The sequence below is a fragment of the Chryseobacterium sp. G0201 genome (genome assembly GCF_003815655.1).
GTDB lineage: Bacteria > Bacteroidota > Bacteroidia > Flavobacteriales > Weeksellaceae > Chryseobacterium.
In genome coordinates this window covers 2,642,328-2,660,482 of sequence record NZ_CP033917.1, presented here as the reverse complement: position 1 = coordinate 2,660,482, position 18,155 = coordinate 2,642,328, and the positions used below count along the sequence as shown (strand labels likewise).

The window sequence follows — 18,155 nt, the reverse complement described above, 5'->3', positions numbered from 1 at the left end:
ATATTTTAACATATTAAGCCATTGAGATTCAATTTCAATGGCTTACTTTTGCTTTTTAATTATAAATAACTAATAATACATGAAAAAAATCTACTTAATCATTTCAATGATTTTGTTTGCTGTGTTTCAGGCGCAGATTGTGAATATTCCGGATCCGGTTTTTAAAGCAAGATTACTGTCTGCGAATGTCACAACAAACAACCAGATCGCAAGTAATATTTCGGGACAAGCTATAAAAATTGATGCCAACAGCAACGGAGAAATTGAAGTTTCAGAAGCTGCCAATGTAGCTTTCCTTACCGTTTCCGTTTCTTCAATCACAGATATCACAGGAATTCAAAGTTTTTCAAATCTTCGATCATTAACGTTATTTGGTCTTGCTGCTCCAACTATTAATGTAAGCGGCCTGAGCAATCTAAATTATCTAACAATTCAGGCTTTAAATAATTTGACATCAATTAACATCGCAAATTGTACAAACCTTGAGAATTTAAAAATTACGAGCTGTGCAGCATTAACTTCTTTAAGCCCGGTTTCTTCCTCAATTAAAAACATCACTGTATTTAGCGGAAACATGAATCAGCTTGATGTTACTAATTGTCCTGCACTTGTGGGGCTTTCTCTACAAGCTACAAAAATAGCTACGCTTAATTTATCAAATTTTGCTAATCTTAAAAATGTTGATCTTTTAAGTAATTATCAATTACAAAACATCAATTTTCAGGGATCAAATCAACTGTATTCAGTTTCTATATCAGGATCCGGTCTTTCCAATGTAAGCGTTGCGAATCTTCCGGCACTTTGGAAATTTACATGTTCAGATAATGGAGCTTTAACGACTGTAAGTGCCACCAATTGTGCCACATTAGAAAGATTGGTATTAAATAATAACAGTAATCTTACAAACTTAACAGCAAATAATCTTCCGAGCCTTTTAATTTTAGACATATATAAGAATAAATTCAGTTCAATTGACATCTCATCTCTAAGCTCATTACAATTGTTAAGATGTGATGAAAATAAATTTCAGACATTAGATCTTAGTCAAAATACTGCTCTTGCACAATTACAATGCACTAAAAACCTTTTGCAATCATTAGATCTTAGCCATAATCCGGTTCTTTACACGATAGACTGTGGCTTTAATAATAATCTACAAAACATAAATTTAAAAAGTGGAAGCCCGAATTTCCCATACGGTATTTCTATCAGCAATCTTCCTCAATTGCAGTTTATTTGTATCGATGATGATAAAGTCGACTATACTTTATCTGCACTGAGCAATTATGGTTATAGCAATGTTGTTGTAAATTCATACTGTTCGTTCACACCTGGAGGAACATTCTATACCATTCAGGGAAATACGAAATATGACAGCAATAATAATGGATGTGATAGTAACGATGTCAATAAGGCTTTTCAAAAATTCACTATTACAAACGGAACAGTATCCGGAAGTTTAGTAGCCAATAATTCAGGAAATTACTCAATTGCTGTGGGAACCGGTACGCATACAGTGACACCAATCCTTGAAAACCCGACTTATTTTACGATTTCACCAGCAAGTTTAACGGCAAATTTCCCGACGCAGGCAAGTCCATTAGTACAGAATTTTTGTATTGCAGCCAATGGAAGTCATAATGATCTGGAAGTACTAATTATTCCGGTTACAGCGGCTTCACCAGGCTTTGATGCTAAATATAAGATTGTTTACAAAAACAAAGGAACAGGAACGCAATCCGGAACAATTTCATTTAATTATAATGATAATTTGATGAATTATTTAAGCTCAACATTAGTTCCAAATTCTCAATCAACAGGATTATTAAACTGGAATTTTACGAACCTACTTCCTTTTGAAACGAAAGAAATTATTGTAACTTTAAATCTAAACACTCCAACGCAAACACCGGCTTTAAACGGAGGTGATATTATTCATTACACAGCTCAAATCAATGCAGGAACAGATGAAACGCCTTTAGACAATACATTTACACTAAACCAAACGGTTGTCAATTCTTTTGACCCAAATGATAAAACTTGTCTTGAAGGAGCTTCTATTACTCAGGCTCAGGTTGGAGATTATATTCATTACTTAATCCGATTTGAGAATACAGGAACAGCAAATGCACAAAACATTGTGGTGAAAGATGTTATTGATACTTCTAAATTCGATATGTCAAGTTTAGTTTCGTTGAACGGAAGTCATAATTTTGTAACGAGAATTACAAATCCAAATACTGTAGAATTTATCTTTGAAAATATTCAGCTTCCATTTAATAATACTACGAATGACGGATATGTTTCATTTAAAATCAAGACAAAATCTACTTTAAACATTGGCGATAGCTTCAGTAACAAAGCCAATATTTATTTTGATTACAACCATCCAATTATTACGAATACCTATACAACAACGGTTCAAAATACTTTAGGAACATCAGAAATTAATAATGACAAAACTCAATTCAGCATTTACCCGAATCCTGTAAAAGATGTTTTATTTATTAAATCAAAAGAAAAAATCGTGAAAGCAGAAATTTACGATGTTGCCGGAAGAATTTTAAATTCAGCAAGTGTAACAGACAATTCGATCAATGTTTCTGAACTTTCAAAAGGAAATTACATCATCAAATTATCTACAAAAGATAAAACGATGACTCAGAAATTAATTAAAAATTAATTCAACTCAACAGCAAACCAAAAGACTGTCTTTATAGGCAGTCTTTTTTATGTTTATGAATGAAGATTTTATTGTATTTTTATTGAAAGAAGTTTAAAATTTAAAAAATGGAATTTTTACAGGATCATTCTATTCAAAATGAACTGTTATTGATATTTATTTCTGTTCTTTTGGGCGTTTTCATAGGCGCAGAACGTGAATATCGAAACAAATCAGCAGGGCTGCGTACTTTTATTTTAGTATGTTTTGGATCTTGCCTGTTTACGATTCTTTCCATTAAAATTGGTGTTGAAAACCCAGATCGTTTAGCCGCCAATATCATTACCGGAATCGGTTTTCTGGGCGCTGGAGTTATCTTTAAAGGTGATAATAAAATCGATGGAATCACCACTGCAACAACGATTTGGGCAACCGCTTCGATCGGAATGGCTGTAGGTTCCGGATATGTTTATTTATCGCTTTTGGGAACTGTTTTGGTATTATTGATTTTAAGTTCACTTACTTATCTTCAAAACTTTATTGATAACAATCACAAGATCAGAGAATATAAAATCGCCGTTACAGCCTCTGATGAAATAAGACATTGTGAAGAATTATTCAGAAATAATAATTTGAAACACCTGATGATAAGACAACAATACACGGTAGGAAATTTGGCAACAACCTGGAGGCTCACAGGAAAAAATAAACATCATGAAACTTTAATTAAACAATTGATGAATGATCCTAAAATAACCGCCTATCAATTTTAAAATAAAGCAAGAAATAAAGACAAATTGCCCTTATTTCTTATTGAAAACATATAGATTTTTGTTTGGACCATCGATTTCCTTACCGTCCATATCCAGTTGAGAAAGCTTATTTTCTCCCACTTTATATTTGTATTTTGCACTTTTACCATTAAGAGTGATCACACTTCCGGTAGCATCCCAATCAAAAGTACCTTTGTCGTTATTTTTTGAATTTCTGTCGATGTACTCTTCTGTAATACTGAAGGTTTTATCTTTATTTAATAGTAAAGTCGTCTTTATTCCAGGGCAGTCGGCGCAAGGGACAACTGCTTCATAAGTTCCATTCCAGTCAAGAGAATTTTGTGAATTGTGAGCTGTTGCAACTGTTTCTTTAGATGTAGTATCCATAGGTGTTTGAATGGACATCGGATCAGTTTTAGGACTGACAGATGATAGTTCACTTGTTTTTTCTTTCGGTGAGCAAGAAGCCAGAAAAGCCATTGCTGCAATACCTGAAATTTGTAATTTGTTCATGATAAGTAATTTAAATATATTAATATTAAGCTAGTAATCAATGAACAAAAATCAAGCCCATCAAGATTTTAAGTTAATTTTTTACAAATTCTACGAATGTTTAAGCATTAAAAAATAATTAATATCCTTTGATGTTCAAAATTAACAGTTGAATGTTCATAATTCCCCGTTTTCATAAGGACTAATTTTATTTTTCTTTGTAAATTAGGGCAAAATTTTGATTATGACAAAAAAGATACTTTTATCTGTATTTCTTTTGCCGGCTGCGATGGCTTTTGCACAGCAATACGGAGGAATGTGGATCCCAACAGAGCTCAATGAAAAGGAAATGAAAGATTTGGGAATGAAAATCTCTGCCAAAGACATCTTCAATCCTCAAAAAGCAAGCATAAAAGATGCTGTGGTACAGTTCAACGGAGGTTGTACTGCCGAAATCATTTCTCCAAAAGGATTATTATTGACCAATCACCACTGCGGTTACGGTCAGATCCAAGCTCATTCTACAGTACAAAATGATCTTTTATCAAACGGTTTCTGGGCACAAAATATGAGTACAGAACTACCAAATCCGGGAGTAACAGTAGATTTTATCGTAGATATCAAAGATGTTTCCAATCAAATTTTAGAAGGAACTGATAACCTTACAGAACCTGATCTTACCAAAAAGATCAATACCAATATTGAAGTTTATAAAAATTCTCAAAAAACAGAATCTTATCAATCTATTTCTGTAAAACCAATGTATTACGGAAATAAATACTACGCTTACACCATCGAAACGTACAAAGACATTCGTTTGGTAGGAGCACCGCCACAAAGCATTGGAAAATTTGGTTCTGATACCGATAACTGGGTTTGGCCAAGACATACGGGAGATTTCTCAATGTTCAGAATTTATGCTGACAAAAATAACAAGCCTGCTGAATATTCAAAAGATAACATTCCTTACACGCCGAAGCATTATCTTCCGGTTTCTATCAAGGATAAAAACGAGAATGACTTCACATTTGTATTCGGATTTCCCGGAAAAACAACAGAATATCTTCCTGCAATCGCCGTAGAAAAGATCATGAAAGAGGTCGATCCTGCAAAAATTGACGTACGTGATGTTGCTCTGAAAACCTTGGACGAAAAAATGCGTGCCGATGATGCAACCCGTATCAAATATGCTTCAAAATTCGCTTCCGTTGCCAATTACTGGAAAAAGTGGATCGGTGAAGTAGAAGGTTTGAAAAAATCCAACGCCGTTGAGAAAAAAGTAATGTATGAAGGTTCTTTGGTCGCTAAAAACCATGAGGTGAAAGCAACTTTAGACCAATTAAATAAATTATACAACGATCAGGCACCTTTTGCTTTAAATAATGCATATTACACAGAAGTCATCAAAAATGCAGAAACATTAAAGCTTGCAAGTGATTATTATACTTACATCAATTCTGTAGAATCCGGCAGAATGGATGAAAAAGAGCTCACCAAACTTAAAACAAAACTAACTGCATTCTACAAAGATTACAGTGCAGAATTGGATGCAAAAGTGACGGCAAAACTATTAGCTTTATACGCTAACAAAACAGCTCCACAATTCTTACCTGCAGGTTTTGACAAGTATAAAAATGAAGCTCAAAACATCACTGTCATTGAAGATATTTCGAAAAATTCAATTATTACGGGAAGAACTGCTGTGAACGGAGCAATGCTTAGTGCAGATATTGAAAAAGCTTTCTCTAATCAGGATAAATTAATCAAAAACCTGAAAAAAGATCCTGTTTATCAGCTTTATCTGTCAATCAGAGATACATATATGAAAACTGCTGATCCTCAATTCACCTCTCTTCAGACTAAAATTGATGCGTTGCAAAAAACGTTCATGGCTCAGCAAATCGATACGGATAAGGACAGAAAATTCTTCCCGGATGCCAATTCTACGCTTCGTGTAACCTACGGAAAAGTGAAAGGCTCTACGCCAAGAGACGGTGTTTCTTACAGTTACCAGACGCATTTGGCAGGAGTAATCGAAAAATATGTTCCTGGAGATTATGAATTTGATGTTCCTAAAAAACTTCTCGATCTTTACAACAAAAAAGACTTCGGAAACTATAAAGATAAAACAGGCGATGTTCCTGTAGGATTCACGGCAACGAACCATACGACGGGAGGAAACTCAGGAAGTCCGGTTTTGGATGCTAATGGAAATCTTGTTGGATTAAATTTCGACAGACAGTGGGAAGGAACGATGAGTGATATCAATTATGACCCACGTTTCAGCCGAAATATCATGGTTGATACCAAATACATTCTTTTCATTATTGATAAATATGCCGATTCTAAATGGCTTATCGATGAAATGAAAGTGATAAAGTAATTTTTTTAATGATAACTTTAAGAATCTATTTAAATTTTCAATATCAATTTAAATAGATTCTTTTTTATTGTATGAAAGAGCGAATCATAAATTTACTGGCCAATTTTGCAGGAAATGACATCAAAAAATCGTTTCCTCTTCCCTATTGTCTTCCTGTCTACCATTGTGTTTCTGATGAAAACCTACTCCATCTTAACCATATTATCAAGTATAAAAATGTAAAGCAGTTTGAAGAAGATCTAGATTATCTTTCAACATATTTTCAGTTTGTAAATTGGGGAGAATTTAAAGATTTTATCAACGGAAATTTTAAACCTAAAAAGAAAATAGCTCTTCTTACTTTTGATGATGGTTTCAGGGAATTTTATGATGTAGTTGTCCCAATTTTAGAAAGAAAGGGAATTTATGCCGTCAATTTTATCAATCCGGCTTTCATTGATAATAAAGATCTGATGTTCCGCTGCAAGGCAAGTTTAATCATTAATGAAATTGAAAAAAATAAAGATATAAATCCGGAAATCTATCATATTCTTCAGTTTAAAAGTGATTCGAAAGCAGAAATCAAACAGAAAATTTTAAAGCTTAATTATTATAAAACAGAAATTCTGGATAAGCTTACAGAAATACTTGAAATTAATATCAATGAATTTTTAGGAGAACAAAAGCCTTATTTAAGCTTCGATCAATTAAAATCATTAACTCAAAAAGGATTCGGAATTTCCTCGCATAGTTGGGATCATCCTTTGTATCATGAATTATCTTTAAGTCAAAAACTTGAAACGACTAACAAGACATTTAATTACTTAAAAGACAATCAATTTCTCTACGAAAGTTTTGCTTTTCCTTTTACTGATTTTGGAGTGGAAAAGGCTTTTTTCGATGAATTATTTAAAAATAATGAAATGTTCTGCACTTTCGGAAGCGCAGGAATAAAACTCGATAGCATCTCAAAAAACCTACAAAGAATCCCGATGGAAACTGGAGAAAATGCAGATACAATCTTAAAAAAAGAAATTACATATTATCAATTAAAAGGTATTTTCAATAAAAATAAAATCATAAGGAAATGATACATTTAAAGACATTTAATAAAAAGCAATTGGGAGAATTTGTATCATCCGGAGATTTCAAAAAATATGATTTTCTGCCAATTACAACACACAGAGCCCATTCTCAAATTAATAATCCGAAGGCGAATGATGATCATACATTGCTTATTTTAGCGTTTGATGATGATAAATTAGCCGGATATTTAGGCTGTTTTCCTGATAATTTTTTGATTGACGGAAAAAAATTCAATTATGCATGGTTAAGTACACTTTTCATCAGCAATCAATTTCGTGGAAAAAGAATTGCTCAACAGCTTTTAGATAAAGCATTCGAAGAATATAACAGCAATATTGCTATAACGGAATTCACAAAAGAAGCCGAATCATTATATAACAAAATTGGCGTTTTTCAATATATTCAGCCAAAGGTTGGTAAAAGGTATTATTTCCGAACTGATCTGGCAACAATTATTCCCGCAAAAAAGCCCAAAACAGAAAATATAAAACCACTTCTTAGCTTGGGAGATTCTGTATTAAACTCTTTCATTTCAGTAAAAAACTGCTTCATCCAAAAACCTGATTTCAAATTTAAAATTCTTGATAAAGTTGATTCTGAAAGTGTTGATTTCATTTCAAGATTTCACAGTAACCGAAATGCTGAAGAACTCAATTGGGCAATAGAAAACCCATGGGTTTTAGAAAGTAAAAGTAAAGAAGAAAATTATTTATTTTCCAGCTTTTCTGAAAGTTTCAAATACTTTTGGATAAAAATTTATGATAAAAAAAATGTTTTAGAGACTTGTGCACTTTTGTTTGTACGAAATGGTCACTTAAAAATTTCTTATCTGTTTTCAGAATCTGATCTGGAAAAATTCGTTACATTTTTAAGCTATTTTGTCGTTAAGAATAAAATTAATTATTTAACAAGCTATCAAACAGAATTCAATAAAAAAGCAGAATCGATGAATATATTTCCAAAGATACATCAGCGAAATATGGAAAGACGATACATGTTTCACAAGGGATTAATTGGAAACCTTCCCAACAGCTTTGATCCAGATTTTCAGGATGGCGATGGTGATTGTGTGATGACATAAAAAAAGAGGCTTTTTTTAAGCCTCTTTTAATTTTAATGTCCAAAAATATCTTTTAAAGTCAATTCTTTGAACTCTCCCATTTGGTTAACAGCTTCCATATTCAGGTTTTCTCGTTTCCCGATAATGGCGGTATTGAAATGTACAGGTTTTATTTCTGTCTGATAAAACTGCTTCACATCATCAAATTTCAAATTTTGAATCTGCTGATAAATATCTTTTCTAAAATCATGCGAAATGCCTATTTTTTTTAACCTTAAGGTATTGAAGAAAATAGTAGTTCGTGTAATTCTTGTTGATGCAATTTGTTTTAAAGCTGCATTTCTGGCATTTTCAAACTGAATGGGCACTTCAGGAAGTTCGCTCATCAGTTCACTCATCGTGTCAACTGCAATCTGCAATTTATCCGGCTGAGTTCCGATGTACGTTGTGATATAATCCGGATGTCCCGATTCTGAATTGGCAGCGTAAGAAACATACGCAGAGTACGCCAAACTCTTACTCTCACGGATCTCCTGGAAAACAATCGATGACAAACCTCTTCCGAAATATTCATTGAAAACATTGATTTTTCCGAAATTTGCCGTGTTCACTTCATTCCCTCTTCCAATCTTACTCATTTCCATCTGTACCATGTCGTAATTCATGAAATACACGTTACCTTTTGTTTCCGGTTCAGGATATTTTTTAGGCTCAGGAATTTGAAGACTTGCCGTTTCAATATATTTTTCAATATAATTAGTGAAGTTTTCAAAGTTTTTCCCGTAGAAAAATACTTGATACGGATAATCAAACAGTTTTTTCATTCTGTCTGTAAATACCTCAACATTTGAACTTTCAAGCTCTTTTTTAGAAATAATATCTGTAAAACGTGAAAATTCGCCCAACTTTGTATAATTCGTCAAAGCCGTCATAATGCGGTTTTTATCTTTTTTTACCGCTTCACGATTTTCAAGAATTGTTTCTACAAACTGATTGTAAATTTCCTGATCCGGTTTTACATTATGCATCCAATGTTGGAGCAATTCAATTCCATTTTCAATATTCTCTTCCAAACCGCTTAGTGAGATCAGAAGTTGATCGGCTGTTGTTTTAAAGTCATTGCTGACCCCAATTTTAAAGAATTCTTTTTTAAGATCTTCAGGTGAAAATTTTTCAGTTCCCAAATATTGAAGAACCTGCGTAGAAATTCCCAAATCTCTGTCATGATCGCTTCCAAAAGGGAAAATAAAATGAGCCTGAGCAATTTCGTTGTATTTATTTTTAACGAAACTCAGTTTTTTATCTTTAACGGCAGCTGTTTTTATTTCTTTTTGATAATCAATGAATTCAGGTTGAATATCATCTGTTTTTTCAGCTAAAATCTCTTTTAGAAATTCAGATTGAGCTTCACGGTTGATTTTTATAGGTGTAATTCCCGGATTATCAACTCTTAATAACTTATCGTTAACTCCTTTTTCTTTATTGATGATAACGTAATTATCTTTAAAAAATTCGTTCGCAAAATCGATAACTTCCTTTTTCGTAAACTCGGAATATTCATCCATTTCATTCAATTCCTGCTCCCAAGATCTACCTTTGATGTAGGTATCATAAAGGTTTGTAGCAATACCATCGGCTGTTTCCAGCGCTTTCATTCTTTGGACCTTAAAATCATTGATGATGGCAGGAAGCATCCAATCTGGGAAGTCTCCTTTTTTCAGCAATTCGATCTGTTCCAACACCATTTCTTTGGCTTCTTTCAAAGTCTGTGTTTCTTTCGGGACAGCAACAATTGAAAAATATCCGTATTCTTTTAAACCAACCGAAAAAGCCTGTGCCCAAAGCATTCTTTGCGTTTGATTGATATTTAAATCTAATAATCCTGCTTCTCCCCTGTTGCTTAAAATATTGGCAACAATATCTGCCAATATCGCTTCTCTGCTTCCATAGCTGTCGGTTCTCCAAGCCAATTGAGTTCTCGGCGTTGTCGGGCTCTTTACCGTTCTTTCTACGATCCCAGTAATAGGTTTTTCAATAATTGGAGTTTTCTTTGGTAATTCTTTGTAAGGAATAGCTCCAAAATACTGATCGATAAGTTGAACCGTTTCTTCAAAATCCAGATCACCCACCAAAACTATTGCATAATTATTGGGAACATAATATTCATCAAAATATTTATGAATCGCCTTCATAGAAGGATTTTTCAAATGTTCCGGCTTCCCTAAAGTCGTTTGCTGACCGTTAGGATGCGTTGGAAAAAGAGCATCCATCAACTCATAATTCACCAATCTTGAATCATTATCCTGCGCTCTGTTGAATTCTTCGTAAACGGATTCTAATTCAGTGTGAAAAAGCCTTAATGTCAATTCAGAAAATCTTTCTTTCTCGACTTTCAGCCATTTTTCAAGTTCGTTATTGGGAATATTATTTTTGTAAACGGTTTCGTCAAACCAAGTGTGGGCATTCGTTCCGCTTGCGCCTAATGAAGAAATTACCTTATCATATTCATTCGCAATCGCATACTGGCTTGCTTCCTGAGAAACTTCATCTATTTTTGTGTAGATTTCTTTCTTGTTTTCAGGATCTTGTTCTGCTTTATGCTGTTCGTATAAGTCAGAAATCTGGTCTAGTAAAACCTTTTCCCTTTCCCAGTTTTGAGTTCCTAATCTTGAAGTTCCTTTAAACATCATATGCTCAAGATAATGCGCCAAACCTGTATTATCGGCCGGATCGTTATTACTTCCCGTTCTTACAGGAATGTAGGTTTGAATCCTCGGAGCATCAAAATTTTGAGCAAGAAAAACTTTTAACCCGTTTTTCAAGGTATAGATTCTTACTTTATTTTCGTCTTGAGGTATTGTGATGTATTCGTAGTTGTTTTTGTCTGTATGAATCGTCTCCTTATATCTTTTGTCAGTCATATGTAAATTCATTTTCATTCCTTTAAGATAAGAATGTATACAAATGTAAGCAATCAAAAAAGAACACTTTCTACTTTTCCTATTATTACATCTATTGTAATGATCATTAATTACTTATTATTTATTTTCCAGGAGCTATTTCGCGCTATCCACTCATACTCGTCACGCCAACGCTCCCAATACCCAGCCCACGAACTCTTCCTCACATGTTGCGGGGTAACCGTTACTATCGCAGCTAGGTTTTTGTCGATAAATTGTCATGAAGTCAAAAAACCTTAACAAGGCTCCCAAACAACAAAACCAATCTCAACCATCTTAGCTTTCTTTGTCTTTTTTCAAAATAATTATCTAAGTTTGCACTAAGTTTTCCAAAAAACCATACCATGTCCGGAAACATTCTGATCATCGATGATGAGATCAAACTCCTAAAACTGTTAGGAATGATCCTTTCCCAAGAAAATTTTAACGTAAAAGAAGCTTCCACAGCGCGTTCTGCGATGACGATGCTAGAACAATACGACTTTGATGTTGTGTTGAGTGATGTTCGGCTTCCCGATGCTTTCGGGGTTGATCTTGTGAAATCTATTAAAACAAAATATCCTCACCTTGAAATTATTCTGATGACCGCTTTCGGAAATATTACGGATGCAGTTCAGGCAATGAAAAACGGAGCTTACGATTATTTAGTGAAAGGCGATGATAACGAGAAAATTATTCCGTTGGTCTATAAAACGTTGGAAAAAGCAAAAGATAATAAATCCAAAATCGTTCAAAAGAGTAATATTCAAAAAGGATTTAATCAAATCATTGGAATTTCTCCTTTAATTATTCAGGCCAAAAAACTGGCAGAAAGAGTGGCTTTAACAGATGCAACCGTTCTTTTAACAGGCGAAACAGGAACCGGAAAAGAAGTTTTCGCCAACGCTATTCATGAAGGAAGTGACAGAAAGAAAAATAATTTTGTCGCGATCAATTGTTCTGCATTCAGCAAAGAAATTCTGGAAAGCGAACTTTTCGGGCATAAACAAGGTTCTTTTACCGGAGCCATAAAAGACAAAAAAGGTCTTGTAGAAGAAGCCAACGGTGGAACTTTATTTTTAGATGAAATTGGTGAAATGCCCATCGAACTTCAGGCAAAATTACTTCGCGTGCTGGAAACCAAAGAATTCATGAAAATGGGTGAAACAAAGGTTTCAAAATCGGATTTCAGATTAATTGCCGCGACCAACAGAAATTTAGAAGACGAAATAAAACAAGGCCATTTCAGGGAAGATCTTTATTTCAGGCTAAATGTTTTCGAAATCAATCTTCCTCCACTTCGTGAAAGAAAAGAAGATCTGAAAGTTTTGGCTAAAAATTTTATTGATATTTTTTCGAATAAACTGCATTTATCATCCGTTCAGGTTTCCCAGGAATATTATAAAGCCTTAGAAAAAAATGACTGGAAGGGTAATATTCGTGAATTAAGAAATACCATCGAAAGAAGTCTAATCTTGATGAATGACAATATTCTGGATACAGAAAGTCTGCCGCATTATTCCGAAAAAATTGCTTCAACAGAAAAGGACTCGTTGAGCATGCGATCTTTAGAAAAAGAGCATATCCAAAAAGTGATTAAATACACCAAAGGAAACAAAGCCGAAGCAGCGAGATTGCTGGAAATTGGTATTGCAACGTTGTACCGCAAATTGGAAGAATACGAACTGCGATGAGTTTGAGGGTTGGAGAATCTCAGTGTTTAAGAGTTCTAAATTTACGCTAGAATTCGCTTATAGCTTACTGTCTCTCGCCTAAAGCATCCTATCATTATAATAATGAGCCTATCAAAATGATAGGCTTTTCTTTGTTATGACATTACCTATAAACACCGTAACACACTATCATAAAATCACTTATCTCACATTTTGAAAAAACGGATCTTCTTTTGGCATATAGGATATAAATAAAATATTCTAAAAATGACAATTTCAAGAAAAACGTTCAAAAAACGGGAGCATTCAAAATTCAGCTTTTTGATTGTATCGTATGTGCTTTTTACTTTATTAACTTTAATTGTAACATCATGATGCTCATTAGTTTAATATTGCTTTTCGCAGTACTGTTTTGGCTTTTATACAAATCTGTTGAATTTTTTGACAAAATATAAAAATTATGTGGAGTTTATTTATCCTTTCAATATTAGCCTTTGGGTATATCTGTTATGTTTTAACGAAACCTGAAAAATTTTAATCAAAATCATGAATACAGAAATTTTAGGCATCATAGCGATGTTCGCAATCACATTAGTCATTGGTATTTTCCTAGGGAAATACATTGCTAATGTTTACGGTTATAAAAAGACTTTTTTAGATAAAATTTTTCAGCCGATTGAAAATATTATTTATAAAATTTCAGGGATCAATCCCGACCGTCAGATGACTTGGAAACAGAATATGTTTGCCATGCTGACCATCAACTTAGTTTGGTTCATCATCGGATTTTTCATGTTATTAAATCAATCATGGCTTCCTTTAAATCCAGACGGAAATCCGAATATGTCACCAGATCTTGCTTTTAATACAGCAATTTCTTTCTTGGTCAACTGTAATTTACAGCATTATTCAGGAGAAACGGGAGTCAGTTATTTAAGCCAGTTATACTTAATGTTTTTACAGTTTGTAACTGCTGCAACCGGAATGGCTGCAATGGCTGTGCTTTTCAAAGCATTTAAAGAAAAAACGACTACGGAATTAGGTAATTTCTACGATTTTTTCACCAAATCGATGATCAGAATATTGATTCCGATCAGTATTGTAGTGGCTTTTATCCTTTCTGCCAACGGAACTCCGATGACTTTCGAAGGTAAAGACCATATCACAACATTGGAAGGTCAAAAAGTTGATGTTTCAAGAGGTCCTGCTGCAGCTTTTGTGGCAATCAAACACTTAGGAACAAACGGAGGAGGTTTTTTTGGAGCCAACTCTGCACACCCGCTTGAAAACCCGAATTATATGACCAATATGACGGAAATGGTTACTCAGATGATCATTCCTTTTGCGTTGGTTTTTGCGTTAGGATTTTATTTAAAGAAAAGAAAACTTTCGTGGACTATTTTTACTGTAATGACCATTGGTTTTCTAGCACTTGCTGTTCCGAATGTTGTGAATGAAACTCAGGGAAATCCATTGATTACAGAAATGGGAACCGACAATCATTTGGGAGCGATGGAAGGGAAAGAAATCCGCTTTGGAAGTGCTTCTTCAGGATATTGGAGTATTGCTACAACGGTAATTTCTACAGGTTCTGTAAATGCCATGCATGACAGTACGATGCCGCTTTCAGGAATGAATCAGCTTTTGGCGATGATGATCAACTGCTTCTACGGTGGTTGTGGAGTCGGAATTCTAAATTACTTTATATTCATCATTCTTGCAGTATTTATGAGCGGTCTTATGGTCGGAAGGACGCCTGAATTTATGGGTAAAAAAATCGAAGCCAAAGAAATGAAAATAGCGATGATCGTTGCTTTATTTCACCCTTTTTTAATTCTTGTCGGAACAGCTTTAACAGCTTATATGCCTGAATTTGGAGCCAAAACATTAAACAATCCAGGTTTTCATGGTTTTAGTGAAATGTTATACGAATTCACTTCATCATCAGCCAATAACGGCTCCGGATTTGAAGGATTGGGCGACAATACGCCTTGGTGGAATATTTCAACAGGAATTGTGTTGTTGTTATCAAGATTCATCCCGATCATCGGTCCAATTGCCATTGCAGGATGTTTAGCTCAGAAAAAATATATCCCGGAAAGTTCAGGAACATTGAAAACTGATACCGCAACTTTTGGATTTATGACTTTAGCCGTTATTCTTCTGATCGCAGCTTTATCATTCTTCCCAGCACTTACTTTGGGACCAATTGCAGAACAACTTCAATATTTTTCTAAATAAAAATTAAAATCAATCGTAAGCCATTAAGGAATTGATGAGAGTAAGAAAACTAGTCTAAATCTCATAGAATCATTCACTTGAATAACATTATCCATTTCATCACTTATCTCTTTATTCACCTTAATGGTTACCATTGGTTTACAATTATATAACTATTTCAAAAAAATGAAAAATCAATCACAAACATTGTTTCAAAAAGATTTGGTTAACGAAGCTATCAGACAGTCTTTCGTTAAGCTGAATCCGAAAATCATGTTTAAAAATCCTGTCATGTTTCTGGTAGAAGTCGGAACAGTTGTCATGTTTATCGTAAGCTTATTCAGTTTAACGGGAGACAAATCACAGGGCAGTTTCACCTATAACTTTTTAGTATTTATTATCTTATTCTTTACTGTTTTATTTGCCAACTTCGCAGAAGCCATCGCAGAAGCAAGAGGGAAAGCACAGGCAGATACGTTGAGAAAAACGCGTGAAGAAACTCCTGCAAAATTAATCATCGACAACAAACCGGGATTTCAGGTGGAAACAGCCTTAAAAATGTCTGCAGAAATGAAACTGGGAGATATTTTCCTTTGTGAAGCAGGTGATCAGATCCCGATGGATGGTGAAATTATCGAAGGGTTGGCAACAATCGATGAATCCGCAATCACAGGAGAAAGTGCACCCGTGATCAGAGAATCTGGTGGAGATAAAAGTTCCGTAACAGGTGGTACAAAAGTACTTTCCGACAGAATAAAGGTGAAAGTTACCACCAAGCCCGGAGAATCTTTCCTTGATAAAATGATCGCCCTTGTAGAAGGTGCTTCAAGACAGAAAACACCGAACGAGATCGCATTAACCATACTTTTAGCAGGGTTTACCCTCACTTTCATAATAGTTACAGTTACTTTAAAACCCTTTGCAGATTATTCGCAGACGCCGATTACCATTGCGGCATTTATATCACTTTTCGTTTGTCTGATACCCACAACGATCGGAGGTCTGCTTTCTGCAATTGGAATTGCGGGGATGGACAGAGCTTTGAGAGCCAACGTTATTACAAAAAGTGGTAAAGCTGTTGAAACTGCTGGAGATATTGACGTTCTACTTCTTGATAAGACAGGAACAATCACCATCGGAAACCGTAAAGCAACTCAATTTCATCCTTCAAATGGAATTCAACTTGAAGAATTTATCAAAGGTTCAGCATTAAGTTCTGTTGCTGATGAAACTCCGGAAGGAAAATCAATTATAGAATTAAGCCAATTAAAATCTGAAGACTTGCTTGTTCCAAATCCTGTCTACATCGATTTTACGGCTGAAACCAGAACTTCAGGTATTGATTTTGAAAACACAAGAATTAGAAAAGGAGCTTACGACACCATTAAAAAACTGACTGAAAAAGCCGGAAATATTTTCCCACAGGAAACTCAGGACGCTGTAACCAAAATTTCTGAAAACGGAGGAACTCCATTGGTGGTTTCCGTTAATGAAAAAGTTTGGGGAGTTATTGAACTTCAGGATATCATCAAAACCGGAATTCAGGAACGTTTTCAACGATTGAGAAAAATGGGTGTGAAAACCGTAATGGTAACAGGTGATAACCCTTTAACCGCAAAATTTATCGCAGAAAAAGCCGGTGTAGATGATTTTATCGCAGAAGCTAAACCTGAAGATAAGATGAATTACATCAAAAAAGAACAACAGGAAGGTAAACTGGTTGCCATGATGGGTGACGGAACGAATGACGCTCCTGCCCTAGCCCAAGCCGATGTTGGTGTTGCCATGAACAGTGGAACTCAGGCCGCAAAAGAAGCCGGAAACATGGTGGATCTGGATAATGACCCGACAAAATTAATCGAGATCGTAGAAATCGGAAAACAGTTATTAATGACTCGTGGAACGTTGACAACTTTCAGTATTGCGAATGATGTTGCTAAATATTTTGCCATTATTCCGGCGCTGTTTATCACGTTTATTCCGGCGCTTCAGAAATTGAATATCATGAATCTTCACAGTCCTGAATCAGCGATTTTATCGGCCATTATTTTTAATGCGATCATTATTCCATTCTTAATTCCATTAGCGTTGAAAGGTGTTGCTTACAAACCGATCGGTGCAAGTGCATTATTGAGAAGAAATCTTTTGATCTACGGTTTGGGAGGAATTATCGCTCCATTCATAGGAATAAAAATCATTGACTTATTTATCAGTCTATTCTTTTAAAAATTTAAAAAAATGAAAATTTATCTTATTTCAGCGTTGAGATTATCTCTGGTTATGCTGGTTGTGGTAGCCCTATATTTAATCTTTGTTTTCGCAGGTTCTAAAATTTTACCAACTCAGGGAAATGCAGAGATCATCAATTATAACGGACAAAAGTTTTACGCCAATATCGGACAGGATTTTAAATCTCTTAAATATTTCCACGGTCGCCCATCTGCAGTTGATTACAATGCTGCAGGAAGTGCGGGGAGCAATAAAGGACCAAGCAATGAAGAGTATTTGCAAAACGTGCAAAAAAGAATTGATACTTTGAAAATGCAGAATCCTGAAATGGAAAATACGAAAGTTCCCGTAGAATTAGCTACAGCAAGCGGAAGCGGACTGGATCCTGATATTTCTGAAGAAGGCGCCTTATACCAAGCCAAAAGAATTGCAAAAGAAAGAAATATCTCTCTGGAAAAAATTGAAAATCTTATTAAAAATCAAACAGAAAAACCTCTTTTGGGACTTTTTGGACCTTCGAAATTGAATGTTTTAAAGCTGAATATCGCTTTAGATCAATTGAAGTAATTTCTTTTGTCTTAAAACAAGAAGCAAAAGTTAAAGACTGGATTTGTCAGCCTAGATGACACTTTTTAATTAAAACTACACATTGTTATCAA

11 protein-coding genes are annotated in these 18,155 nt (G+C 34.5%); 9 read left to right on the top strand and 2 right to left on the bottom strand.

The features are described 5' to 3' along the window. Window positions 1-79: 79 nt before the first annotated feature. Together EG348_RS11990 and EG348_RS11985 are read left to right on the top strand one after the other, a co-directional pair. Window positions 80-2,683, top strand: coding sequence for a T9SS type A sorting domain-containing protein (locus tag EG348_RS11990; protein WP_123983345.1), 2,604 nt, complete (start codon window positions 80-82; stop codon window positions 2,681-2,683). 107 nt (window positions 2,684-2,790) lie between these two features. Next, window positions 2,791-3,435 carry an MgtC/SapB family protein gene (locus EG348_RS11985; RefSeq protein WP_123983344.1) on the top strand — a complete coding sequence of 215 codons (645 nt, stop codon included), beginning with the start codon at window positions 2,791-2,793 and terminating at the stop codon, window positions 3,433-3,435. Between the two features lie 30 nt (window positions 3,436-3,465). Here the strand turns inward: EG348_RS11985 and EG348_RS11980 are convergent, their stop codons facing one another. Then, window positions 3,466-3,948 (bottom strand): copper resistance protein NlpE, encoded by a 483-nt coding sequence (locus EG348_RS11980; RefSeq protein ID WP_228414722.1) that lies wholly within the window; start codon window positions 3,946-3,948, stop codon window positions 3,466-3,468. Window positions 3,949-4,171: 223 nt separating this feature from the next. Between EG348_RS11980 and EG348_RS11975 the strand changes: the two genes are divergently transcribed. The 3 genes from EG348_RS11975 (at window position 4,172) to EG348_RS11965 (ending at window position 8,456) form a co-directional block, all read left to right on the top strand. Further along, entirely contained in the window at window positions 4,172-6,310 is a 2,139-nt protein-coding gene (locus EG348_RS11975) for a S46 family peptidase (protein ID WP_123983343.1), read from the top strand. Window positions 6,311-6,381: 71 nt separating this feature from the next. Further along, window positions 6,382-7,380: a polysaccharide deacetylase family protein gene (locus EG348_RS11970; RefSeq protein WP_123983342.1), complete on the top strand. Its 999-nt coding sequence runs from the start codon at window positions 6,382-6,384 to the stop codon at window positions 7,378-7,380. Next, the gene (locus tag EG348_RS11965) at window positions 7,377-8,456 is read left to right on the top strand and encodes a GNAT family N-acetyltransferase (protein WP_123983341.1); all 1,080 of its coding nucleotides are present in this window, start codon (window positions 7,377-7,379) and stop codon (window positions 8,454-8,456) included. Before EG348_RS11970 ends, EG348_RS11965 begins: the two co-directional genes overlap by 4 nt. A 32-nt stretch (window positions 8,457-8,488) precedes the next feature. On the opposite strand, the gene EG348_RS11960 is transcribed toward EG348_RS11965, so the two are convergent. Beyond that, the gene (locus EG348_RS11960) at window positions 8,489-11,368 is read right to left on the bottom strand and encodes a M16 family metallopeptidase (RefSeq protein ID WP_228414721.1); all 2,880 of its coding nucleotides are present in this window, start codon (window positions 11,366-11,368) and stop codon (window positions 8,489-8,491) included. Between the two features lie 371 nt (window positions 11,369-11,739). Here EG348_RS11960 and EG348_RS11955 point away from each other — a divergent pair, with 371 nt between their 5' ends. The 4 genes from EG348_RS11955 (at window position 11,740) to kdpC (ending at window position 18,063) form a co-directional block, all read left to right on the top strand. After that, on the top strand, window positions 11,740-13,068 hold the full coding sequence (locus EG348_RS11955; protein ID WP_123983339.1) for a sigma-54-dependent transcriptional regulator: 1,329 nt from the start codon (window positions 11,740-11,742) through the stop codon (window positions 13,066-13,068). A 525-nt stretch (window positions 13,069-13,593) separates the two neighbouring features. After that, a complete protein-coding gene (gene kdpA, locus EG348_RS11945; protein WP_123983338.1) occupies window positions 13,594-15,288 on the top strand; it encodes a potassium-transporting ATPase subunit KdpA in 1,695 nt (564 codons plus the stop codon). Window positions 15,289-15,453: 165 nt separating this feature from the next. Beyond that, entirely contained in the window at window positions 15,454-17,493 is a 2,040-nt protein-coding gene (kdpB, locus tag EG348_RS11940; RefSeq protein ID WP_123983337.1) for a potassium-transporting ATPase subunit KdpB, read from the top strand. A gap of 12 nt (window positions 17,494-17,505) precedes the next feature. Further along, entirely contained in the window at window positions 17,506-18,063 is a 558-nt protein-coding gene (gene kdpC, locus EG348_RS11935; RefSeq protein WP_123983336.1) for a K(+)-transporting ATPase subunit C, read from the top strand. The last annotated feature ends 92 nt before the right edge of the window (window positions 18,064-18,155 follow it).

Coding starts and splice junctions, on each gene's coding strand:
- EG348_RS11985 (WP_123983344.1), top strand. CDS start 2,791: ATGGAATTTTTACAGGATCATTCTATTCAAAATGAACTGTTATTGATA.
- EG348_RS11965 (WP_123983341.1), top strand. CDS start 7,377: ATGATACATTTAAAGACATTTAATAAAAAGCAATTGGGAGAATTTGTA.
- kdpC (WP_123983336.1), top strand. CDS start 17,506: ATGAAAATTTATCTTATTTCAGCGTTGAGATTATCTCTGGTTATGCTG.
- EG348_RS11975 (WP_123983343.1), top strand. CDS start 4,172: ATGACAAAAAAGATACTTTTATCTGTATTTCTTTTGCCGGCTGCGATG.
- EG348_RS11980 (WP_228414722.1), bottom strand. CDS start 3,948: ATGAACAAATTACAAATTTCAGGTATTGCAGCAATGGCTTTTCTGGCT.
- kdpA (WP_123983338.1), top strand. CDS start 13,594: ATGAATACAGAAATTTTAGGCATCATAGCGATGTTCGCAATCACATTA.
- EG348_RS11955 (WP_123983339.1), top strand. CDS start 11,740: ATGTCCGGAAACATTCTGATCATCGATGATGAGATCAAACTCCTAAAA.
- EG348_RS11960 (WP_228414721.1), bottom strand. CDS start 11,368: ATGAATTTACATATGACTGACAAAAGATATAAGGAGACGATTCATACA.
- kdpB (WP_123983337.1), top strand. CDS start 15,454: ATGAAAAATCAATCACAAACATTGTTTCAAAAAGATTTGGTTAACGAA.
- EG348_RS11990 (WP_123983345.1), top strand. CDS start 80: ATGAAAAAAATCTACTTAATCATTTCAATGATTTTGTTTGCTGTGTTT.
- EG348_RS11970 (WP_123983342.1), top strand. CDS start 6,382: ATGAAAGAGCGAATCATAAATTTACTGGCCAATTTTGCAGGAAATGAC.